We start from the raw sequence: 20,908 nt of genomic DNA, 5'->3' as shown, positions 1-20,908 counted from the left end.
AAAACGATCGAATTTGAAGATTGTCATTGCGGGATACCGAGGCCACCGTCGCAGCCAATCAAGCGGCGTGGAGGGACGCGGGAGGACATATGACACACGAGGCTCTGACGCCGGATCCAGCGATCCGTTGCCGGGATTATCGGATCGGCGCCGTCGGCGCGGGCATGATCATGGCGGAATGCCACCTCGAGGCCTATCGCCTGGCCGGCTTTCCGGTCGTGGCGATCGCCTCGCGCACCCGCTCTCGCGCGGAACAGGTGGCTGCGCGCTATGGCATCGGCACCGTCCACGACACGCCGGAGGCGCTGATCGAGGATCCCGCGACCGATATCGTCGACATCGCCTATCCACCGCACCTGCAGCCGGCGCTCATCCGTTACGCGCTGAAGCAGCCGCACCTGAAGGGCATCCTGGCGCAAAAGCCGTTGGCCTTGTCGCTGGAGGAGGCGCGGGCCCTGCGCGACGAGGCGGAGGCCGCGGGCAAGCCGCTCTCGGTCAACCAGAACATGCGCTACGACCAGTCGATGCGGGCGCTGAAGCAACTGCTCGAGCGGGGTGCGCTCGGCACGCCCGTCTTCGCCCAGATCGACATGCATGCGATCCCCCACTGGCAGGGCTTCCTCGAGGGCTACGACCGGCTGACGCTGTCCAACATGAGCGTGCATCACCTCGATGCGTTGCGCTTCCTGTTCGGCGATCCGTCCGAGGTCACCACCGTCACCCGCACCGATCCGCGCACCCAGTTCGCGCATGCGGACGGGATCGTCTCGACCGTGCTGCGCTTTCCCTCCGGGCTTCTGGCGCTGTCGCTCGAGGACGTCTGGTCCGGCCCGCGGGCCGAGGGCTATGCCGACGACCAGCATATCAATTGGCGGGTCGAAGGCACCGAAGGCGTGGCGCGCGGCACCATCGGCTGGCCCAGCGGCGCGCCCTCGACGCTGAGCTACGCCTCACGCCACGAGACCGCCGGCGCGTGGGCGAGCCCCCATTGGCAGACGATGTGGTTCCCCCACGCCTTCATCGGCGTGATGGAGCAGTTGCAATGGGCAATCCGGAGCGGCGAGGCCCCGGCCCTTTCGGTGGCGGACAACGTCCGCACCATGGCGCTGGTCGAGGCGGCGTACCGCTCGATCGACGAGAAGCGCACCGTTGCGCTCGACCTGTCGAAAGACTGAAAACGGGAGGACCATAGACATGATGCAAGCAGGTATCTTCACGGGGTATTTCCCCTACGACTTGCAGACGACGGCCCAGAAGATCCGCGCCCATGACTTCAACACCGTGCAGCTCGATCTGCATTTCACCGACGTCGACGTGACCCAAGGGCAGGTGACGGCGGAGAAGTGCCGCCTGATCCGCGACACGTTTCGCGATCATCACCTGCCGATCTGCTGCACCTCGGCCTATACCAACATCGTGCATCCCGATCCGGGCACCCGCAAGCAACTGCTCGCCCGGCTCAAGGAGATTCTCGCCCACGCCCAGTATCTCGGCTCGCCCTACGTGATCTCTGAGACCGGCACCTTCGCCACCGAAAGCGACTGGGTGCACCATCCGAAGAACAAGACCGACGACGGCTGGGACGATTGCCGTGCGGTGGTCGCGGATCTCGCGCAGTTCGCCTATGACCACGGCGCGGTGTTCCTGCTGGAAACCTATGTGAACAACGTCGTGGGCTCGGTCGAGGAAACCCTGCGCATGTTCGCCGAGGTCGACCACCCGGGCCTGGGCCTGCTGATGGATCCGACGAACTATTTCGAGGCCCACAATATCGGCCGGATGGACAAGACGTTGAACCATGTCTTCGATGCCCTGTCCGACCATATCCGCATCGCCCATGCCAAGGACGTGAAGCGCTCGGGCGACGACAAATCGGAAAAGCACTCGGACATCGGCGACGCTTCGGCGGCGGAAAGCCACACCTTCCGCGGCGTCGGCGAGATCGAGCTGCCGGCGCCGGGCCTGGGCGAGCTGAACTACGACCTCTATCTCAAGCGGCTGGCGAAGAGGCACCCCAACATTGCGATGATCATCGAGCACCTGGACGAGGCCGACGTGCCGCGCGCGAAAGCCTTCCTCGACGGCAAGCTGCGCAAGAACGGTTGCTGAGACCGGCTGAACCGAGGAGTGCGCGCCGGTCCGGGCGCCACTCCGCCCACGGTGTCGCGTGAAGCGGAGCCAGACGAGAGCATGGTACAACTTTACGGCAAGACCTTCACGCGGCGCGAGATCGAGGCCGTCAGCGGCGATCTCGGCCATGCGGCGGGCGTCCGCCTCATGGTGCTGGACAACGGGCTCGAACGCGGTAACCGCATGCTGGAGTTCCGCACGGGCTCCGGGCTGCGGTTCACCGTCCTGGTGGACCGCGCCATGGACATCGCCGATTGCGAGCACGCGGGCCGGGCCATCGGCTGGCATTCGCCTGCAGGGTTCCGTCACCCCTCGCTTCACGACTACGAGGGCGAAGGCGGGCTCGGCTGGATGCGCTCCTTCTCGGGCCTGATGGTGACCTGCGGGCTCGATCATATCCTCTTCATGAACGAGGTGCCGGCCGACACCTACGTCTACGGGCCGCGCCGGACGGCCGCCCATTCGCTGCACGGCCGCGCCGGCACGATCCCCGCGAAGCTGACCGGCTACGGCGAGCGCTGGGACGGGGACCGGTGCGTCCTCTGGGCCGAGGGCGTGGTGTCCCAAGGCACCGTGTTCGGCGAGCATCTGGAGCTTCACCGCCGCATCGAGGCCGAGGTCGGCACGGACGAGATCCGCCTCTCGGACCGGGTGGTGAATCGCGGCTTCTACCGCACGCCGCATATGTATTGCTATCACATCAACGTCGGCCATCCGGTGCTGGACGACGGCGCGCGCTACCTCGCCCCCATCGCCGAGACCGTCTGGGCCGCCCACGCCGGGAGCTATCGCAACCAGGGCGTCGGCTACCGCACGCTCCCCGGGCCTCGGCTCGATTTCCACGAGCAGGTCTGGCAGCACGAGATGGTGGCCGATGCCGCGGGCGACGTGCCGGTGGCGCTGGTCAACGACCGCCTCGGCTTCGGCTTCATGGTCGTGACCCGCAAGGATCAGTTCCCCTGCCAATATCAATGGCAGAACCTGCAGGCCGGCCAATACGCCGTGGGGATCGAGCCGTCGACCCATCATGTGCTGGGCAATGCCGCCGCGCGCGAACGCGGCGAGATGATCTGGCTGGGCCATGGCGACGAGCGCGCCTACGACTGCCGCTTCGTCGTCTTGCCGGACCAGGCTGCCGTTGCGGCGGCGGAGGCGAAGATCCGCGCCATCTCAGGCCAGCCCGACGCCGACTATCCTGAGCCCACCGGCCATTTCCGCAAGCTGGAAGGCCGGGCATGACCTCGCTTCACGGACGCCGCGTTCTTTACACCGGCGCGGCGGGAGGTCTCGGCCATCAGACCACGCTGCAGCTCCTGGCCGCGGGGGCCGAGGTCCATGCCCTCGACCGCGACCACGCCAAGAACGAAAGCCTGATCGCCGAAACGCCCGCCGATCTGAGGGCGCGGCTGCACTTGATCGAGGTCGATCTGGCCGACAAGCCCGCGCTGGAAAGAGCTTTGGCCAAGATCACGGCCGATAAGCCCCTCGATGTCGTGATCAACAATGCCGCGATTTATCCGTCGAAGCCGTTCGAAGACTACAGCTTCGCGGACCACGCGCTGGTCCACGCCGTCAACGTCGAGGCGGCGCTGATCTGCACCGGCGCTGCCCTGCCGGGGATGCGGGCGCAGAACTGGGGCCGGATCATCAACATCACCTCGATCACCCTGTCCGGCGGCTGGGAGAACCTGGCCCCCTACGTGCAGTCGAAGGGCGCGCTGCTGGGCCTCACCCGCGCCTGGGCGCGCGAGTTCGGCAAGTGGGGCGTCACCGTCAACGCCATCGCGCCGGGCGCCTTCCCGACCGACGCCGAGAAGATCCATCCCGACCCCGAGGGCTACAACGCCCATGTCCTGTCCTGCCAGTCGATCAAGCGCCGCGGCCATGCGGGCGATATCGCGGCAGCCATTCTGTTCTTCCTGTCGGACGGAGCAGGTTTCATCACCGGCCAGTCGTTGAGCGTCAACGGCGGCTGGACGATGCAGTGAGGAGCATCAGATCACCATGGGTATTCTCGGCGGCTATACGGTGCTCGACTGCTCCATCGCCATGGCGGGGCCTTTCGCCGCGCAACGGCTGGGGGATCTGGGCGCCGACGTCATCAAGATCGAGCCGCTCGCGGGGGAATGGCAGCGTCATGCGCCCGCAGGCGGCCTGACCGGCAACAAGATCAACGTCTCGTTCCTCTCGCTCAATCGCAACAAGCGCTCGCTCGCCATCGACCTGAAGACCGAGGGCGGCAAGGCCGTCCTCAATAAGCTCGTCGAACAAGCCGACGTCTTCATCCAGAACTATCGCCCCGGCGTCGCCGCACGACTGGGCGTGGACTATGAAAGCCTCTCCGCGATCAATCCCCGCCTCGTCTATGTGTCGATGTCGGGCTATGGCGAGGACGGACCGAGCGCCAGGCGTCCCGGGCAGGATCTGCTGCTGCAGGCCATGTCGGGGGCGATGATGTCGACCGGCCGCGAGGGTGAGCCGCCCCAGCCGGCCGGCCAGTACCTGGTGGATGCGATCACCGCCTATACGGCGTTCGAGGGCGCGCTGGCCGCCCTTCTGCACCGCGAGCGCACGGGCGAGGGCCAGAAGGTCGAGGTCAACATGCTCGACGCCATCGCCACCATCCAGATGCAGGAGCTGTCGGTCTTCACCGTGGGCGGCAAGCCCCAGACCCGCAGCGCCGAACCGCACGCCCATGTCTATATCCGCTCGCCCTACGGGATCTTTGCGGCGAAGGACGGCTACATCGCGCTGGCCATGCCGAACTTCCCCGGCCTCGCCCGCGCGCTCGACGAGCCCCGCTTCGAGGGGCTCGACGAGATGAAGGCGGGCTGGGAGGATCGGGACGCCACCTTCGCGCTGGTGCGCGAGGCGGTGGGCAAATACAGCCGCGACGAGGCGCTGGCCCGGCTCGAGGCCGAGGGCATCTGGGTCGCGCCGGTCTATGGCTATGCCGACCTGGTGGCCGACCCGCAGGTGATCCACAACGGTACCTTCATCGACTACGAGCACCCGACCGAAGGCCGTGTGAAGACGCCGGGCTTTCCCATCAAGTTCTCGAAGACGCCGTCCGAGCTGCGCTATGGCGCGCCGCTGACCGGCCAGCACACCGACGAAGTGCTCGCAGCCGCCGGCTACAGCCCCGAAGCGATCGCGGCGCTGATCGCGGCCGGCGCCGTGGGCAGGGGCGAGGCATGAGGTTCCGCGGGCTGACGTGGGATCACCCACGCGGGCGTCACGCGCTCGAGGCCGCGGCCAGGGCCGGCGGTCCCATCGATTGGGAGGCGCAGCCGCTCGAGGGCTTTGAAAGCGCCCCGATCGGGGTGCTGTGTGCGCGCTACGACCTCGTGGTGCTCGATCATCCGCATCTGGGCGAGGCGCTGTCGCACGACTGCCTGCGCCCGCTGGATCAGGTCTTTGCGGCCGGCGACCTCGAGGCCATGGCCGGCCGCGCCATCGGCCCCAGCATGGCGAGCTATGTCATGGCCGGCCGCGCCTGGGCGCTCCCGCTCGATGCGGCCACGCAGGTCATGGCGCTCCGATCCGATCTGATCGCCCAGGCCCCGGTGACATGGGCGGACGTCGCCGACCTCTCGCGTACGACCGGCAAGGTGGCGCTGTCGCTCGCCGGGCCGCATGCGCTGCTGTCGTTCCTGTCGGTGGCGCAGGCCATCGACCGCACGCTGGATCTGCGCGACGGCAACGTCTGGGTGCCGGAGGCGGCCGCCGTGCAGGCGCTCGCTATCCTGGCCGATCTGGCCGACCGCAGCCCGGCGTCGGTCGCGGAGCTGAACCCGATCGGCATTCTGGAGCACATGTCGGGCGGCCACGACGACGTGGCGCTCTGCCCGCTGATCTATGGCTACGTGAACTATGCCGCCCCCGCCCGCACGGTGCGGCTTCGCTTCGCGGATGCCCCGCGGATCGCGGCGGGCATGCCGCCGGGCTCGATCCTCGGCGGAACGGGCATCGCGGTCTCGACACGCTGCCAAGTGAACGACGAGCTGCGCGCCCACCTTCTGTGGCTGATGAGTGCTGAGGCCCAACGGGGCTTCATCCCGCAGAACGAGGGCCAGCCCGGCACGCGCGAGGCCTGGCTCGACCCGGCCGTGAATGCGGCCACGGGGGGCTTCTTCCAGAATACGGCCGCAACGCTGGAAGCCGCATCGATCCGGCCGCGGCATGACGGCTACATCGCCTTCCAGAGCGCGGCCTCGGCTGCGCTCCGTGACGGTTTCGCCGCCCGGACGGCGCCCGCAGCCCTGGCAAGACGGCTGGAGGAGATGGTCCGGGCATCGCACCGCGCCGCACAGGAGGCAGGGGCATGAGCGCACCGCTGACATTCGAAATCGAAGGCCGTGTCGGCATCATCACCTACAACCGCCCCGACAAGCTGAACGCCATGACACCGGAGATGGCCGAGCTGATGGTCGAGGCCGTCGCGCGCTGCAACGACGACGATACGGTGCGGACCGTGGTGCTGACCGGCACCGGCAAGGCCTTCTGCGCGGGCTCGGACATCTCCCTGCTGGAGACCTATGCGACCCCTTGGGACTTCCGCAATCGCACCGAATATTGCGATGCCGTGCGCGCCCTGCTGAAGCCCTCCATCGCCGCGATCAACGGCTACGCCTTCGGCGGCGGGCTGGAGATGGCGCTCACCTGCGACATTCGCCTCGCCGCGGACACGGCCCGCATGGCCGCTCCCGAGATCAAGCTCGGCTGGATCGGCGGCGGCGGCATGACGGCGCTGCTCGCGCATTCCATCGGCCCGTCGAATGCCGCGCTGATGGTGATGACCGGCGAGGCCATCGACGCGGCCAAGGCCCTGTCGTGGGGGCTGGTCAGCGAAGTGACCGCGCCGGATGCGTTGCGCGCTCGTGCCGTCGAGATAGCCGCCCAGATCGCCGATCGCGCGCCGATCGCGGCCGAGACCGCCAAGGCCAATCTGGCTGCCGCCTTCAACATGCCGCTGGAGCAGGCCATCGCCTATGAGCGCGACCTGCAGACGATCTGCTTTGCGACCGAAGATGCCCATGAGGGCCGTGCCGCCTTCGGCGCGAAGCGGCCCCCCGTCTTTCGGAGGCGTTGAGCATGAGCGTCGATCTTCGCATGCTCCGGCTCCGCCGGTGCGCCGGGCTGGATGAAACGCATCGTCCGTACCTGGAGCGGGATGATTTATCGTCGGATCGCCCCGCTCCGAATCTTTGTTTTGAGCATGATCTTGTCCAAAAACCGGTGTCCACTTCTTGGGATCACGCTCTGGAGCATTTCGCGATTGGGTGGACTCACCCGATCGCAAAAGAAGCGCTCCAGATTCAAAAGGTTATGAGCATTTCTCTGCCATTGGATGGGTCCATCCAATGGCGAAATGCTCTAGCCGGCAGCGGCCATCGACCAACGAAGATGGGGAGGTTGCAGCATGATTGACGATCTTTCGGGCCTGTGGCTCGGCCGCGTCTGGCTGCCCGAGGTCTCGGGCCCCGCCGTGGTCACCCTGCGCGACGGCCGGGTGATCGACATCACCTGCAAGGGGGCCGCGACCGTCTCCGAAATCTGCGAGACGGATGATCCCGCCGGTTTCGTGCGAAACGCACCAGGACGTGACCTCGGCAGGCTCGACGGGATCGCGGCGGGCACGCCGGGCGACCTGGCCGTACGGCATATCCTCGCCCCCTGCGATCTGCAGGCCGTCAAGGCCTGCGGCGTGACCTTCGCCCGCTCCATGGTGGAACGAGTAATCGAGGAGAAGGCCAGTGGGGACCCCTCGCGGGCCGAGGCGATCCGCGCCCGTATCGGGGCCGTCATCGGCGACTCCCTGCGCAACATTCGGGCCGGCTCCGCCGAGGCAATGCGCGTCAAGGACGCGCTGATCGTCGAGGGCATGTGGTCGCAATACCTGGAGGTGGGCATCGGCCCGGATGCCGAGGTCTTTTCCAAGGCGCAGGTGCTCAGCGCCGTCGGTTCCGGCGCCGATGTGGGGCTGCATCCGATCTCGACCTGGAACAACCCCGAGCCAGAAGTGGTGCTGGCCGTGTCGTCGCGCGGGCGGATCGTCGGTGCCACGCTGGGCAACGATGTCAACCTGCGTGACGTCGAGGGGCGCTCGGCCCTGCTCCTGTCCAAGGCCAAGGACAACAATGCCTCGGCTGCGATCGGGCCGATGATCCGTCTGTTCGACGACAGGTTCACGCTGGACGATGTGCGCCGTGCGGAGCTGACGCTGACCGTCGAGGGCGAGGACGGCTATGAGCTGAGAGGGCATTCCTCGATGGCCGAGATCAGCCGGGACCCCGAGGATCTGGTGCGCCAGACCGTCGGGCGTCATCACCAGTATCCCGACGGTCTCATGCTGTATCTCGGCACCCTGTTCGCCCCGACCGAGGATCGCGACGTGAAGGGCGAGGGCTTCACCCATAAGCGCGGCGATCGGGTCACGATCTCGGCCCCAGGTCTCGGCGTGCTGGTCAATACCGTCCGGTTGTCCACCCAATGCCCGCCTTGGGAATTCGGCATCCGCGCGCTGATGACCAACCTTGCCGGCCGCGGCCTGATCTGAGGATGATCGCCATGACCCACGCCACTCTGTCCCTGCACGGCAAGCATTTCATCGCCGGCGCGCGCGTCGGCGCCGCCCGAACCTTTCCCTCGAGCCCGGCGCATGGCCCTGTCCGGCAATTCTCCGCGGGCACCCCGGAGCTGGTCGATCAGGCCTGTCGCGCAGCCGCTACGGCGTTCCCCGCCTATGCTGCCACCTCGCGCGAAGAGCGTGCGCGCTTCCTCGACGCCATCGCCGACGAAATCGAGGCTCGCGGGGCTGAGATCACCGAGATCGGCACGCAGGAGACCGGGCTTCCGCAGGGCCGTCTCGAGGGCGAGCGCGGACGGACCACCGGCCAGCTGCGGCTGTTCGCCGACCATATCCGCAGGGGCGACTATCTCGACCGCCGTCACGATTGGGCGCTGCCCGACCGCAAGCCCGCTCCGCGGCCCGAGCTCGTCATGGTGCAGCGCCCGATCGGGCCGGTCGCCGTCTTCGGCGCATCGAACTTCCCGCTGGCCTTCTCGGTCGCCGGCGGGGACACGGCGGCAGCTCTGGCGGCGGGCTGCCCCGTCGTGGTGAAGGGGCATTCCGCCCATCCCGGCACGGGTGAGATCGTGGCCGAGGCGATCGACGCCGCGATCGCCCGCAGCGGCGTGCCGCACGGCGTGTTCAGCCTCATCCAGGGGGGCGACCGCAGGGTGGGCGAGGCGCTGGTGACCCATCCGGCAATCAAGGCGGTGGGCTTCACGGGGTCGCTCGGCGGCGGGCGCGCGCTGTTCGACCTGTGCGCGGCGCGGCCGGAGCCTATTCCCTTCTTCGGAGAGCTCGGCTCGGTCAACCCGGTCTTTGTTCTGCCCGAGGCCGCAGCCTCACGAGCCGAGCCCATCGCCCGCGACTGGGCCGCATCGCTGACGCTCGGCGCGGGCCAGTTCTGCACCAATCCCGGCATCGCCGTCCTGTCGGCCGGGGACGATGCGGAGCACTTTGCCGCGACCGCGGCCGCGGCGCTTCGCACGGTCGATGCGCAGACCATGCTGACCGACGGGATTGCCGCAGCCTACCGGCAGGGGCGCGACCGGTTCACCACCGCCAATTCGGTCGAGACGCTGCTGGCAGGCGCGAGCGACCAGCGCAGTGCCAAGCCCAGCCTGTTCCGCACCACCGGGGCCGCCTGGTTGGCGGACCGGCATCTGGGCGAAGAGGTCTTCGGTCCTCTCGGCCTGATCGTGACGGTCGCGGATGCCGAGGAGATGGTCGCGCTGGCCGAGTCGATCGAGGGGCAGCTCACCTGCACCTTGCAGCTGGACGACGGCGATGTCCCGCTTGGCCGTCAGCTGCTGCCGATCCTCGAGCGCAAGGCCGGCCGCGTGCTGGCCAACGGCTTCCCGACGGGGGTCGAGGTGGCCGACGCCATGGTGCACGGCGGCCCCTACCCGGCGTCGACCAACTTCGGCGCGACGTCGGTGGGCACGCTGTCGATCCGGCGCTTCCTGCGCCCGGTCTGTTATCAGAACATGCCCAGGGGCTTGCTTCCGGAGGCGCTGGGCTAGAGCTTTCGCCATTGGATGGCGATCCATCCAATGGCGGAAAAATGCTCATAACCTTTTGAATCTGGAGCGCTTTGCGATCGGCAGCTCCGCCCGGTCGGGAAGCGCTGCGGAGAACGTCAGCTTGCCCGTCATCCCGCGGGATGGCCCGCCCTCGACGGAGGGCGGGCCCAGAGCGCCCGACGTGCAGGCTCAGAAGCCGATGCGCAGGCCGGCCGTGACGACGTGGGCGACGTCGCCGCCTTTGGTCGCGATGTTGGCGTCGTAGCCGACACGCCAGCCGATGCTCGGCGAGATGTCGCCTTGCAGGCCAACGCCGATCGCCACCGAGCTGGTGTCGAAGCCGGGCACGGCCACGGTCTGCGTCGCCATCGGGCTCAACACGCCGGCAAGGCTCACCGACGCCAGCTTGGTGTCGCCATTCACCAGATGGTTGTAGGCGACCCGCAGCGACGGCGTGAGCCCGTTGAACGTGGTTGCGACCTCGCCACCGACACGCAGCGTCGTGGCGTTTGCCCAATGGCTCGGATAGGTCACGTTGCCGCCGGCGGCGCCGAACTCGGTGAAGCCGCGGACGTTGGCCGTTGCATAGGTCAGGCCGACGAACGGGGTCAGCCGCAGCGCGCCCAGCTTCAGCTTATAGCCGGCCTCCGCATCGATGGCATAGGCGTCCACGTTGGTGCGGCCGACGCCGACCAGGTCGTAAGCGCCGAAACGGCGGATGTCGGAGAACTTCACGTTCGGCGCCGCGCTGACCGACGCGTAGATATAGAACGGATCGCCGAAGTAGCCGGCGTAGAGCGACGGGGCGATCGACGCCGAGATGTCGTATTGGCCGCGCGCGCCATCACCGAGCTGGCCGCCCTGGACCGTCGCCGCCACGCCCGCGCGGAACTCGTTCCAGCCGTAGTCGAGGCCCACGGTGCCGCCGAACAGCGTCCTGTCGGCGCCGATCGTTTCGGGCTGGATCAGGCCGGCGCCGAACTCCGCTCGGCCCCCGACCCACGCCGACAGGCCCTGGCTCGCCCAGGCCGAGCCCTCCGCCCGACGGATCGCCCGCAGCTGGTCGGCGACGGACGCGGCGGCGCTCTGGCCCAGGCCCAGGGCGCCGGCGTTGAGGCGCGCGAGGATGAGCGGAGCGGTCTCGCGCATCGACTTGAGGAACAGCGGGTCGACGGCGGTCGGCAACGTGAGCTTGTAGACGAGCACCATGTTGTCGTTGTTCTGGCCCGAATTGTAGGGCTGGCCCTGCATGGAGCCGTTGGTCGTCAGGAAGTCGTTGTCGTTGGAGACGAACAGGAAGAAGTCGTTCGGCCGGCCCTCGACCAGGGTCGGCACCAGCGCCATGCCCTCCCACTTCTCCGAAATCGTCAGGCTCGACTGCGGGCCTTGCCCCGGCGCGCCATTGTTGAGGCCGAGGCCGAAGCGCGCCAGCTGGGTCGAGTTGACCATGTTGACGAGCTCGACCGAGCGGGCCGGCGTGATGGCGGGATTGAGCTTGCCGGCCGTCGCGATCTGGCCTGAGGGCGAGGTTTCCGCGGACGAGCCCGCGATGTTCGAAGCCTGGCTCACATCGACGAGATAGACCGACTTGGTCATGATCGGCGTGCCGGGGGCCGCGCCCTGCCCCGTGCCGTCACGCGCCAGCACGAGGAACTGCCGGTCGTTGAGCGCCACCATCTCGCTCTGCGCCGCCGTCCGGTTCGCGGGGCCGCCGTTGCCGTTCAGGGTGAAGGTCGGCAGTTGCAGCACGTAGGATTCGACCGGCGCCGTCGGCGTCGCGGTCCTGGAGATGTCATAGACGAGGATGCGCGTGTTGAGGCGGGTCTGCTGCTGGGAGTCGGTCAGGTCCTGCATGGCCGAGCTCTGCAGGACGGTGATCAGCTTGTTGCCGTCGGGGCTCACGGCGAGCGCCTCGAGGCCCTGGTTGTTGCGACGCCCCGTTGTCGGCGCGGTGATGGAGTTGAAGTTCACGGTGCCGTCGGTGCGCGGGATCAGCGCCGGCGGAACGGGGATCGAGCCCTTCAGATTGCCGTTGGCATCGAAGTAGAAGATCGAGGGCCCGTATTCGTCGCTGACGTAGAACGACCGGTCGGTCTTGAAGGCGACCGCTTCGGCGTCGATGGCGATGCGCCCGGCGCCGAGGCTTCCGGCCGCCGGGCTCGGCGCCGGGCGGCCATAGAGGAGCGTGGTGCCGCTGCCGGGATCGGCCCCTGTGAAGGTCCGGCCCTGGTCGTCACGGAGGACCATGCCGCCGTTCGGTGTGAGCTGCACTTGGCTCTGCGAGCTCGTCGCGGCCGGAAGATTGGGCCCGGCGTAAGGGGAAAAAGCCATCTGGAACTTGAACAGCCGCGCCGCATAGTCGGAATAGATAGGCGGGCTGGCGGCCGGATCGTTGCGGCCGCGATCGGGAAGGGCGAGCAAGGTCGCCGTATAACCGCCGCCGGGCGTCATCCGCCACGAATAGGGGTCGATGGCGAGGCCTGAGAACGAGCCGAGCGTGTCGCCCAGAAAGTCCCGCGCCGTCGCCGGAAAGCGGCCGGCGCCGAGCAGTCCCTGGTTGGTGAAGGTGATGCCGTCGACATTGATGGAGGTGGGCAGGCCGGTGGTCGCCACATGCGGCGTCGTATAGGTTTGCGCCTGCGCTACGCTATGAATTGCAAGCGATGACGCGGATGCAAAAAGAAGCGCGCGGAAAAACATCGTCAGCCCCCATCCTTGGAATGCGGGACTGATCGGGGGCAGGTGCAACAGCCCCATGACAAAAGATGAGGCCCGGGGCAGTTTGCGGCGGGCTAGTCTCATTCTGGCCACAGTTCAGAAACGTTCAGAAACGCGAAGCGGCGTCGAGCGAGGCGACGGCTCGAAGGCGAACCGGCCAGCTCCGGCTGCCGGTCGGGGGCGTTCCACGATTGGGTGGGCTCGCCCAGCCGAAGAAGAAGCACCCGGATTCAAGAACTCGGAACAGGTCAATCCGACCAGATGGGCTCAACCGGCCAAGATATGCTCTCGGCGATGATCCTTGAAATCGGAGACGTTCCGGAGAAGATCACGCTCAAGACATCGAGTTGGAGAAGGTGATGGCCGGCTCGACATGCAGCAGATGAGACGTCACCTGCCGGCCGGCGATCCAATGCAGCAGAAACGCCGGTGGTTCGAGCGTGAGAGCCATGCGACCCGTGTCGCGGAAGTCCGGCGCGACCTGATGCGCCACCGAGGGGGCGACGACGCAGATGGTCGTCCCGAAGCGCATCTGGATGCTCCGGTGCACATGGCCGCACAGAACGCGCTCCACCTGTTCGTGGTCGCGCAGAATCTCCTCCAGCGCGGCCGCCCCGTCCAGCAGACGGATGCGATCCATGGCCGGAATGCCGCACGCGATCGGCGGATGGTGCATGAACAGCAGGGTGCAGGCGTGCCGGTCCTCCTCGAGCGAGCGCGACAGGAACGACAGGCCCGCCTCGTCGAGCTGGCCGTGGCTGCTCCCCTCCACCAGCGTGTCCAGCCCGATCAGGCGCACTTCGCCGACTCGCGTCGAGACGTGCAGGGGGCCTTGCGCCGGGACGTCGTAGCGCCGCGCCCACGCCTGCCGGAAAGCCTCACGCCGGTCATGATTGCCCGGCACCGCGAGAAGCGGCATCGGCAGCCGGGCAAGCTCCGTCAGGAGCGCCTCGTATTCGTCGGACAATCCGTGCTCGGCGAGGTCGCCGGTCATGATCACCGCGTCGGGCGGCGTCGGAAGGCCCAGCACGGCGTCGACCACCCGCCGCGCCATCGCCGCCACGTCCACGCGAGCGCCGAACAATGGCGCCCGCGAGAAATGGAAGTCCGACAATTGGGCGATCAGCATGGGCCCGTCGTCCCGTCAGCTCTCGTCCGCATAGATGCCGTCGAGCTGCCCGGCGGTGAGGTTGGCCGCCCGCTCGTCCAGCACGAGGCGCCCCTGGCGCATCGCCACGATACGATCGGCAAAGCGCAGGGCCAGATCCGTCTGGTGCAGGCTGCACAGCACGGCGATGTCCCGTTCGCGAGCGATCTCGCGAAGCACGGTGAGCACATTGGAGGCCGACGCCGGATCGAGACTGGCCACCGGCTCGTCAGCAAGAACGAGCCGGCTCTGCTGGGCCAGCACGCGGGCGATCGCCACGCGCTGCTGCTGGCCGCCCGAGAGCGAATCCGCCCGCTGATAGGCCTTTTCGAGGAGCCCGACACGATCCAGCGCCGCCAGCGCGATGTGCCGATCCTCGGATGAGAAATGCCGCAGGAGCACACGCCAGGTCGGCGCATGGCCGAGGCGGCCCGCGAGCGTGTTGTCGAGCGCATTGAGGCGCATGATCAGGTTGAACTGCTGAAAGATGAGGCCGATGGCACGACGATGCTCGCGCAGCGCATTGCGATCGAGACCTCCGACATCGTGACCCAGCACGGTCACGCGACCGCCATCGACATCGGCAAGGCGCGAGATGCAGCGGAAGATGGTCGATTTGCCGGCGCCGCTGGGACCGAGCAGGGCGACGAACTCGCCGGGGTTGATGCGAAAGCTGACACGGTCGAGCGCGATCGCCGAGCCGAAGATCTTGGTGACGCCATCGAGCTCGAGCGCCGGCCGGGCGGTCACGGCGGTTTCGGTCGCCACCGATCGAGCCGGGACTATGACCGTCACGACAATCTCCGACGCAGCCAGGCGCTGAACTGGTCGATGACGGTGACCATGATCAACATGATGACCGTCACGGTCAGCAGCTTGGGAAAATCCAGGAGATCGATCGCCGCCTTGATCTCGATGCCGATGCCGCCGGCTCCGACGATGCCGAGAATGGTGGAGGTGCGGACATTGGCTTCCCAGACGTAGAGCGAGACGGAGGACAGGTTCGGCAGCACCGAAGGGAGCAGCGCATAGGTGACGATCTTGGTGCGGTTAGCGCCGGTCATGGCGGCCGCCTCCAGAGGCGCCTTGGGCATGGTCTCGATCGCCTCGCTGTTCAGCTTGGCGATCACGCCCAGCGAATGCACGATCATGCCGAGCACGCCGGCGAAGGGACCGAGGCCCACCGCCGCCACGAAGAGCAGCGCGAAGACGATGGTGTCCACACCGCGAAAGCAGTTCAGGATCATCCGCACCGGCGCCGCCAGCAAGGGCGAGGGCGTCACGTTGTGCGAGACAAAAATGGACAGCGGAAAGGCGAGCAGCGTGGCAACCGCAGTCGCCACCGTCGCGATGGCGACCGTTTCGGCCGCCCGCAGCCAATAGACGTCGAGGTCATTGAGATAAGGCGGCCACGCCTTCGCGGCCCAGCTGGCAAGACGCGGCAACCCGGCAATCAGCGCCGCGGGATCCACTTCGGCGAGCTTCACGCATAGGCCGAACAGCATGATCAGCACTGCGGCGAGTGCCAGCCGCACCAGCACCGCCGGCGATGTGAACGGAATGCGGGGCTCGACATATCGTCCCGCGCCATCGCGAACCGGCGGGGGCCGCGTAAGTTGCCATATGTTGTGCATCTGATCCCACCCGCTGCACGGCCGGAGCGGCCCGGGCGCTCCAGCCGCCACGCCCGTCAGGCCTTGAGCACGCCGAGATCGCGCCCCATCCGCTCCAGCACCGCATAGGGCTCGTGCGTGGTCGAGCGGAACCCGGTGTAGGGATAGGGCAGCGTCGCGAGCTCGGCGGGCGTCAGTTCGTTGAAGGCGGCCTGAAGCTTGCTGGCCAATTCGTCGTCCATGCTCTTGCGCACGACGATGGGCTCGTTCGGCAGCGGCGCGGACTGCCACACCACCTTGTTGGCGTCGGCGGCCATCAGCCCGTTCTTGATCATGGTGTTGCGATGCGTGTCCCAGCCGGTGGCGAGATCCACCTGGCCATTGATCGTGGCCATCTGCGCGGCGGCGGCCGACGCGCCTTCCGCATACCGCCCGAAATAGGTCTTGGGCTCGATGCCGAGCGAACGGAAATAATGTGTCGGAACCATCCAGCCGGTGGTTGAGCCGGTGTCCAGCATCTGCATGGACATACCCTTGGCGTCTTCTGGGAACTTCTCGATCACCAGATCCCGCCGGGCGACAATCAGGCCGTGATAAGTCGGCTTGCCGTTCACCAGCATGACGTTGATCACGCGCGTACCGGAACTGTTCTTCGCCAGCACATAACCCCAGGGCCCGAGCTGGGCGAGATCCACCTGCTCGCTGCCGATCGCCATGGAAACACCGGCCCAGTCATTGGCCACGGTGAGGTGAAGGTCGGCGCCGATACGCTCGCACACCGAACGATACAGCGGCTCCCATACCTTGCGCGTCTCGGCCTGGGTCGGCTGCGAGGGCGCAAGTGCAACCTTGATGGTCTTGCGTGTCTGGGCGCTCAGGATGGCCGGAGCGCAGAGCATTGCGGAGGCCCCGATGAGAAGGGATCGGCGGTGGATCATGGTTCGTTTCCTTCGTGAAAAACGACTGCCGAGAACGGGTCGAGACGCCATGAAGACCCCGCAGACTTATGGATGCTCAGTGACATGACAATGACACTGAGGTAAACTCAAAAATGTGCATCACGCAATGAAATCGACGACATACTGAATTTACCTCACTCACGTGCCGCTGCTATTGAGCCTGGAGACATGCGAGGACGCGATGCGGCGGACGGTGATGACGGACGACACTGCAGGCCGACTGACGGACCTGGCGCACGCACGCGCCGCGCTTCAGGCCGCCAACGCGGTTCTTTTCGATCTGGACGGGACGCTCATGCGCACGAACGAGGTGATCGACGGTGCGCGGGACATGCTGGCCCGTGTCGGCGAGCGTGCCATGATCCTGTCCAACAACTCCTCGGACACAGAAGAGGAGTTGTCCCGGCACTTGGCCCGCTCCGGTCTCGACGTCGCTCCGGCGCGGATCGTGCTGGCAGGCATGGAAGCGGTCCGCTTCATCGCGTCACGCTGGCCAGGCAGGCGCATCATGATGCTGGCCCGCGAGCCCTTGGTCGCCCTGGCGCGCCGGCTCGGCCTCGTGGTCACCGACGAGGCGCCCGAGGTGGTTTTCGTCGCCCGCACCACGGCGTTCGACTATGCGATGCTGTCCCGAGCGGCCAACGCCGTGCGGTCGGGAGCGTCATTCGTGGTGGCCAACCCGGACCTGCGTCATCCCGGCGCCGGAGGCCGTCTCGTGCCCGAGACCGGCGCGCTTGCTGCGGCGATTGCAGCCGCATCGGGGCGTCAGCCCGCTCACGTCTTCGGCAAACCGCAGGCCGAGCTCTTTCAAGCGGCGCTTGCGCGACTGCGCCTCGCGCCCCATGAGGTCATCATGGTGGGGGACAATCCCGACACCGACGGGGCGGGCGCGCGCCGGCTCGGCATCCCCTGCATTCTTCTCGACGAGCGACTTTCGCTGCGCTCGCTCGTCGCGTGATCTGCGGGCTGCGGCGACGGCTATTTTTCGGTCGTCGGTCGCGTGCGCTTGGTGGCAATGACGTCATACGATTTCTGGATCGCGGCGAGCGATGTCTCCCATCGCGCGAGCGCCAGCCGCGCATAGAGGACATCTATGACAAACAGCTCGGCGATCCGGCTGGACAGCGCTTCCATCCGGTATTTCGTCTCCTGCGCCGCTGTGAACAGCACCACGTCGCAATATTGCTGGAGCGGTGACTTGCCGAAATTGGTGATGCACACCGTGCGCGCCCCCGCCTCCTTCGCGAGACGGGTGGCTTCGAGCGTCTCATGCGTGCGGCCCGAATGCGAGATCGTCACCGTGGCGACATGCGGACCGGTGAAGGCGGCGCTGACGGCCTGGCCATGGGAATCCGTCACCGCCTTGGTGATGAGACCGAGCCTGAGAAAGCGATAGGCCGCGTCCTCGGCAATGGGCGCGGACGTGCCGATGCCGTAGAATTCGATGCGCTGCGCTCCCGCGAGATAAGCCGCCGCGCGGTCGACGTCCGCCGTGTCCAGAACCTTGGCGGTGTCCTCGAGCGCCACCGCATGGCTGGCGGCGAACTTCGCCACGACGTTCGCCGTGCTGTCGCCCGGCACGATAGCCTCGTGCAGCAGGGCCCGCGAGATTGCGATCTCCTGTGCGACCGCGATCTTCAGCTCGGCAAATCCCCGCGCGCCGATCTGCTGGCACAGCCCGATAACCGACCCCTCGCTGGCCTGTACCGCGATCGCGATCTCGCTCGCCGACATTTCCAGCACGCGATGCGGCTGTTCGACCATGAAGCTCGCAATGCGCCGGGCCGTCGGCGGGAGCTCATCGAGCATGGCCTTGAACCGGGCGAGCGGGAATTCCAGCTGGGACATAAGCAACTTCCATAGCGATGGGCACGGCCAACGGATAGCAGATCGTTCCGCCGTCAGCGTTTCGCTTTTCAGCCATCCGCAGATTTCCAGCGCGTTTCGCGCGGACAGCGCAACCCGCCCTCGAGCGGATCGCACCGTCCGACGGCCGGAGGCGAAGCGCCGATCTCTCCAGCGCAAAGACCTCGACGAAGGTGAGCGACCTCCCCTCTCCTCGCGCGCTGGGGCCGCCGGCGTTGCCCGCGCATCTCGAACGTCTTGCTGGCCGTACCCGCCACCATGTCGAGGCGTCGAGCTCGAGCCCCCGGAGCCTATGGCCTCGGACTATAGAAGCATTGGCGCCGAGGGCGTGTTCGCGGCCCCCACGGCGCGATGAGACCACGACGCCTCCCCGCCCGCGCGCAGCGAACGAATTGGGCCCGTGGGCTCAGGCGCTCGGGGGCAGGAACGTCAGATCCACCACACTAAAGCAGGATGATTTTTCTTCGAATCACCCCATTCCAAGTCTTTGTTTTGAGCATGATCTTGTCCAAGAGCCGGTGTCCAATTCTTGGGATCAGGCTCTAACTCTGAAAGATCAGGCATGTCGTCGTGCCGTGGGCGAGCAGTCGGCCGCTCCGATCGGTGATCCGCCCCTCGGCCGTGCCGATGCGTCGGCCGCAGTTCAGGACGACACCCTCGGCCATGATCAGGCCCGTCTCCGGAGTAATGGGGCGGACGAGCGAGATCTTGAACTCGACGGTCGTCTGTCCGACGCCCCGCTCCAGCGTCGACTGGATGGCGAGGCCCATGCAGCTGTCGAGCAGCGTGGCCGCCAGGCCGCCGTGCACCGTGCCGGCCGGATTGAGGTGGGTGCCGTTGGGCTCGGCCGCGACGACGACGCGTCCGCGCGACACCTCGGTGACATCATAGCCCAGCGTCTCGGCGATCGTGTTGAGCGGCAGCGTGCCGTCGACGAGCCCTCCCACGAACTCCAGCCCGCTCATCTCCTTCTGCCGCTCGGCGCTGACGGTCCCATAGATCTTGTTCGCGGTACGGCTCTGCATCGGCTTATCCCGTGGTTTCTGGAGCAACACTCAAGGTGCCGCCCATCATCGCCGCGGCCGGGGCGTTGTCTCGCGGGATCCGGACTCCGTCGCTCGGGAGCCTGCTCATCCTGTTCGGATCTTCTATCGCCAGGGCATAATCAACCCGACGAATCGGAGTTTCGCTCTTTGGCAAAGAGGCCCATTTCGCTCACATCGGCCGAGGCCCGCGCCCTCTGGCTCGGCGCGCAACGTCTCGGCGAGACGGCACCGTTCGGCGACGGGCCGGAGGCCACCCGGCAGGCCGTCGCTCATCTCGGCTATGTGCAGATCGACACAATCAACGTGATCGAGCGCAGCCACCATCACATCCTCTTTACCCGCATTCCGGCTTACGCCCGCACCGACCTGGAACAGGCACAGTCGGTCGACAAGTCGGTTTTCGAGTACTGGGCACACGCGCTCGCCTACATACCGAGCGCCGACTATGGCTTCTTCATGCCGGCCATGGAGCGGTTCCGCGAAGCTCCGCCCAACTGGTTCGATCCCGTCGATGCGGCTGACTACGCGGCCCTGCTGAAGCGCATCCGCAAGGAGGGTGCGCTCTCGATCCGCGATATCGACGACGACGTGCTCGTCGAGAAGACCCATCCGTGGGGCAGCCGGAAGCCGTCGAAGCGCGTGCTCCGCCTCGCCTTCTTCGTCGGCGACCTCACCATCAGCAAGCGCCAGGGCATGCTGAAGAGCTACGAGCTCACCAGCCGGCATTTCGGCTGGCGCCGCCGCCCGAAGCCGGCAAGCGACGAGCAGTTTGCAGGCTATCTGCTGGCGCGGGCACTGCGCTCGCAAGGCATCGTCAGCCTCGATTCCATCTGCTTCGGCAATCTGTCGACGAAGAAGGCGGTGGCCGGCCTGATCGCGACGGCCGTCCGCCGCAAACGGCTCGTGCCCGTGCACGTGGATGGCCGTGATAGCGCGCAGCATTGGACGGCGCCGGAGGCCTTGGACGGCATGGCAGGGGTGGCCGGGATGGAGCCCGGCCCGCTCGTCCACATCCTGTCGCCGTTCGACCCGCTGGTGATCCAGCGCAAGCGCCTCAGCCTGTTCTTCGGCTACGAGCACCGCTTCGAGGCCTACGTGCCGCCCGCCAAACGGGTGCTGGGATATTTCGCCCTGCCCGTGCTGATGGGCGACGAGATCGTCGCCGCGCTCGACCTCAAGACCGACCGCACGGCCCGCAAGCTGCTCATTCAGCAGTGGACCTGGATCGTGGAGGAACGCCCGGAGCTGAAGGCCGCGATCGAGGCGGCCCTGGATCGCTTCGAGCAGTTCCAGTTGGCCGAGCCGCGGTCACTTTGAGGACGCGGCAGCGGCAGC

The 20,908-nt window shown here is 67.0% G+C and carries 19 protein-coding genes; 12 read left to right on the top strand and 7 right to left on the bottom strand.

Annotation, left to right across the window (positions count from 1 at the left end; translation table 11 throughout):
• The first annotated feature begins 89 nt into the window (after positions 1-89).
• The 10 genes from ACZ5PO_RS18665 (at position 90) to ACZ5PO_RS18620 (ending at position 10,224) form a co-directional block, all read left to right on the top strand.
• Complete coding sequence (locus tag ACZ5PO_RS18665; protein ID WP_464196155.1) at positions 90-1,175, top strand: Gfo/Idh/MocA family protein; 1,086 nt, start codon at positions 90-92, stop codon at positions 1,173-1,175.
• Between the two features lie 19 nt (positions 1,176-1,194).
• On the top strand, positions 1,195-2,109 hold the full coding sequence (locus ACZ5PO_RS18660) for a sugar phosphate isomerase/epimerase family protein (protein WP_464196153.1): 915 nt from the start codon (positions 1,195-1,197) through the stop codon (positions 2,107-2,109).
• Between the two features lie 81 nt (positions 2,110-2,190).
• On the top strand, positions 2,191-3,369 hold the full coding sequence (locus ACZ5PO_RS18655; RefSeq protein ID WP_464196151.1) for an aldose 1-epimerase family protein: 1,179 nt from the start codon (positions 2,191-2,193) through the stop codon (positions 3,367-3,369).
• The gene (locus tag ACZ5PO_RS18650) at positions 3,366-4,118 is read left to right on the top strand and encodes an SDR family NAD(P)-dependent oxidoreductase (RefSeq protein ID WP_464196149.1); all 753 of its coding nucleotides are present in this window, start codon (positions 3,366-3,368) and stop codon (positions 4,116-4,118) included. The genes ACZ5PO_RS18655 and ACZ5PO_RS18650 overlap by 4 nt, the downstream gene beginning before the upstream one ends.
• Positions 4,119-4,134: 16 nt before the next feature.
• Positions 4,135-5,328 (top strand): CaiB/BaiF CoA transferase family protein, encoded by a 1,194-nt coding sequence (locus ACZ5PO_RS18645; RefSeq protein ID WP_464196147.1) that lies wholly within the window; start codon positions 4,135-4,137, stop codon positions 5,326-5,328.
• Positions 5,325-6,458 carry an extracellular solute-binding protein gene (locus ACZ5PO_RS18640; RefSeq protein WP_464196145.1) on the top strand — a complete coding sequence of 378 codons (1,134 nt, stop codon included), beginning with the start codon at positions 5,325-5,327 and terminating at the stop codon, positions 6,456-6,458. The genes ACZ5PO_RS18645 and ACZ5PO_RS18640 overlap by 4 nt, the downstream gene beginning before the upstream one ends.
• On the top strand, positions 6,455-7,222 hold the full coding sequence (locus tag ACZ5PO_RS18635; RefSeq protein ID WP_464196143.1) for an enoyl-CoA hydratase/isomerase family protein: 768 nt from the start codon (positions 6,455-6,457) through the stop codon (positions 7,220-7,222). Before ACZ5PO_RS18640 ends, ACZ5PO_RS18635 begins: the two co-directional genes overlap by 4 nt.
• 2 nt (positions 7,223-7,224) lie before the next feature.
• The gene (locus ACZ5PO_RS18630) at positions 7,225-7,560 is read left to right on the top strand and encodes a hypothetical protein (RefSeq protein ID WP_464196141.1); all 336 of its coding nucleotides are present in this window, start codon (positions 7,225-7,227) and stop codon (positions 7,558-7,560) included.
• A complete protein-coding gene (locus ACZ5PO_RS18625; RefSeq protein WP_464196139.1) occupies positions 7,553-8,689 on the top strand; it encodes a fumarylacetoacetate hydrolase family protein in 1,137 nt (378 codons plus the stop codon). Before ACZ5PO_RS18630 ends, ACZ5PO_RS18625 begins: the two co-directional genes overlap by 8 nt.
• Positions 8,690-8,700: 11 nt before the next feature.
• The gene (locus ACZ5PO_RS18620; RefSeq protein WP_464196137.1) at positions 8,701-10,224 is read left to right on the top strand and encodes an aldehyde dehydrogenase (NADP(+)); all 1,524 of its coding nucleotides are present in this window, start codon (positions 8,701-8,703) and stop codon (positions 10,222-10,224) included.
• Between the two features lie 189 nt (positions 10,225-10,413).
• Here the strand turns inward: ACZ5PO_RS18620 and ACZ5PO_RS18615 are convergent, their stop codons facing one another.
• From ACZ5PO_RS18615 to ACZ5PO_RS18595, 5 genes are all read right to left on the bottom strand, one after another.
• Complete coding sequence (locus tag ACZ5PO_RS18615; RefSeq protein ID WP_464196135.1) at positions 10,414-12,837, bottom strand: esterase-like activity of phytase family protein; 2,424 nt, start codon at positions 12,835-12,837, stop codon at positions 10,414-10,416.
• A gap of 439 nt (positions 12,838-13,276) precedes the next feature.
• Positions 13,277-14,071 carry a phosphodiesterase gene (locus tag ACZ5PO_RS18610; RefSeq protein ID WP_464196133.1) on the bottom strand — a complete coding sequence of 265 codons (795 nt, stop codon included), beginning with the start codon at positions 14,069-14,071 and terminating at the stop codon, positions 13,277-13,279.
• 15 nt (positions 14,072-14,086) lie between these two features.
• On the bottom strand, positions 14,087-14,884 hold the full coding sequence (gene phnC, locus ACZ5PO_RS18605) for a phosphonate ABC transporter ATP-binding protein (RefSeq protein WP_464196131.1): 798 nt from the start codon (positions 14,882-14,884) through the stop codon (positions 14,087-14,089).
• On the bottom strand, positions 14,881-15,723 hold the full coding sequence (phnE, locus tag ACZ5PO_RS18600) for a phosphonate ABC transporter, permease protein PhnE (protein WP_464196129.1): 843 nt from the start codon (positions 15,721-15,723) through the stop codon (positions 14,881-14,883). Before phnE ends, phnC begins: the two co-directional genes overlap by 4 nt.
• A gap of 56 nt (positions 15,724-15,779) precedes the next feature.
• Positions 15,780-16,640: a phosphate/phosphite/phosphonate ABC transporter substrate-binding protein gene (locus ACZ5PO_RS18595; protein ID WP_464196127.1), complete on the bottom strand. Its 861-nt coding sequence runs from the start codon at positions 16,638-16,640 to the stop codon at positions 15,780-15,782.
• A gap of 202 nt (positions 16,641-16,842) precedes the next feature.
• Between ACZ5PO_RS18595 and ACZ5PO_RS18590 the strand changes: the two genes are divergently transcribed.
• Positions 16,843-17,619: an HAD-IIA family hydrolase gene (locus tag ACZ5PO_RS18590; protein WP_464196125.1), complete on the top strand. Its 777-nt coding sequence runs from the start codon at positions 16,843-16,845 to the stop codon at positions 17,617-17,619.
• A 20-nt stretch (positions 17,620-17,639) separates the two neighbouring features.
• Here ACZ5PO_RS18590 and ACZ5PO_RS18585 read toward each other — a convergent pair whose 3' ends face one another.
• Together ACZ5PO_RS18585 and ACZ5PO_RS18580 are read right to left on the bottom strand one after the other, a co-directional pair.
• Entirely contained in the window at positions 17,640-18,470 is an 831-nt protein-coding gene (locus ACZ5PO_RS18585; protein ID WP_464196900.1) for a MurR/RpiR family transcriptional regulator, read from the bottom strand.
• Between the two features lie 599 nt (positions 18,471-19,069).
• Positions 19,070-19,552 (bottom strand): PaaI family thioesterase, encoded by a 483-nt coding sequence (locus ACZ5PO_RS18580; RefSeq protein ID WP_464196123.1) that lies wholly within the window; start codon positions 19,550-19,552, stop codon positions 19,070-19,072.
• A gap of 168 nt (positions 19,553-19,720) precedes the next feature.
• Here ACZ5PO_RS18580 and ACZ5PO_RS18575 point away from each other — a divergent pair, with 168 nt between their 5' ends.
• Complete coding sequence (locus ACZ5PO_RS18575; RefSeq protein ID WP_464196121.1) at positions 19,721-20,890, top strand: winged helix-turn-helix domain-containing protein; 1,170 nt, start codon at positions 19,721-19,723, stop codon at positions 20,888-20,890.
• The last annotated feature ends 18 nt before the right edge of the window (positions 20,891-20,908 follow it).

The sequence above is a fragment of the Chelatococcus sp. KU-N122 genome (assembly GCF_055391085.1).
The sequence above is the reverse complement of the archived record's forward strand: the minus strand, read 5'-3'. Positions and strand labels throughout refer to the sequence as shown.

Bases quoted from the DNA above. Each gene is read 5' to 3' on its own strand.
- ACZ5PO_RS18635 (WP_464196143.1), top strand. From the start codon at position 6,455: ATGAGCGCACCGCTGACATTCGAAATCGAAGGCCGTGTCGGCATCATC.
- ACZ5PO_RS18660 (WP_464196153.1), top strand. From the start codon at position 1,195: ATGATGCAAGCAGGTATCTTCACGGGGTATTTCCCCTACGACTTGCAG.
- ACZ5PO_RS18585 (WP_464196900.1), bottom strand. From the start codon at position 18,470: ATGCTCGATGAGCTCCCGCCGACGGCCCGGCGCATTGCGAGCTTCATG.
- ACZ5PO_RS18655 (WP_464196151.1), top strand. From the start codon at position 2,191: ATGGTACAACTTTACGGCAAGACCTTCACGCGGCGCGAGATCGAGGCC.
- ACZ5PO_RS18625 (WP_464196139.1), top strand. From the start codon at position 7,553: ATGATTGACGATCTTTCGGGCCTGTGGCTCGGCCGCGTCTGGCTGCCC.
- ACZ5PO_RS18620 (WP_464196137.1), top strand. From the start codon at position 8,701: ATGACCCACGCCACTCTGTCCCTGCACGGCAAGCATTTCATCGCCGGC.
- ACZ5PO_RS18595 (WP_464196127.1), bottom strand. From the start codon at position 16,640: ATGATCCACCGCCGATCCCTTCTCATCGGGGCCTCCGCAATGCTCTGC.
- ACZ5PO_RS18640 (WP_464196145.1), top strand. From the start codon at position 5,325: ATGAGGTTCCGCGGGCTGACGTGGGATCACCCACGCGGGCGTCACGCG.
- ACZ5PO_RS18665 (WP_464196155.1), top strand. From the start codon at position 90: ATGACACACGAGGCTCTGACGCCGGATCCAGCGATCCGTTGCCGGGAT.
- ACZ5PO_RS18645 (WP_464196147.1), top strand. From the start codon at position 4,135: ATGGGTATTCTCGGCGGCTATACGGTGCTCGACTGCTCCATCGCCATG.
- ACZ5PO_RS18610 (WP_464196133.1), bottom strand. From the start codon at position 14,071: ATGCTGATCGCCCAATTGTCGGACTTCCATTTCTCGCGGGCGCCATTG.
- ACZ5PO_RS18630 (WP_464196141.1), top strand. From the start codon at position 7,225: ATGAGCGTCGATCTTCGCATGCTCCGGCTCCGCCGGTGCGCCGGGCTG.
- ACZ5PO_RS18580 (WP_464196123.1), bottom strand. From the start codon at position 19,552: ATGCAGAGCCGTACCGCGAACAAGATCTATGGGACCGTCAGCGCCGAG.
- ACZ5PO_RS18590 (WP_464196125.1), top strand. From the start codon at position 16,843: ATGCGGCGGACGGTGATGACGGACGACACTGCAGGCCGACTGACGGAC.
- phnE (WP_464196129.1), bottom strand. From the start codon at position 15,723: ATGCACAACATATGGCAACTTACGCGGCCCCCGCCGGTTCGCGATGGC.
- ACZ5PO_RS18650 (WP_464196149.1), top strand. From the start codon at position 3,366: ATGACCTCGCTTCACGGACGCCGCGTTCTTTACACCGGCGCGGCGGGA.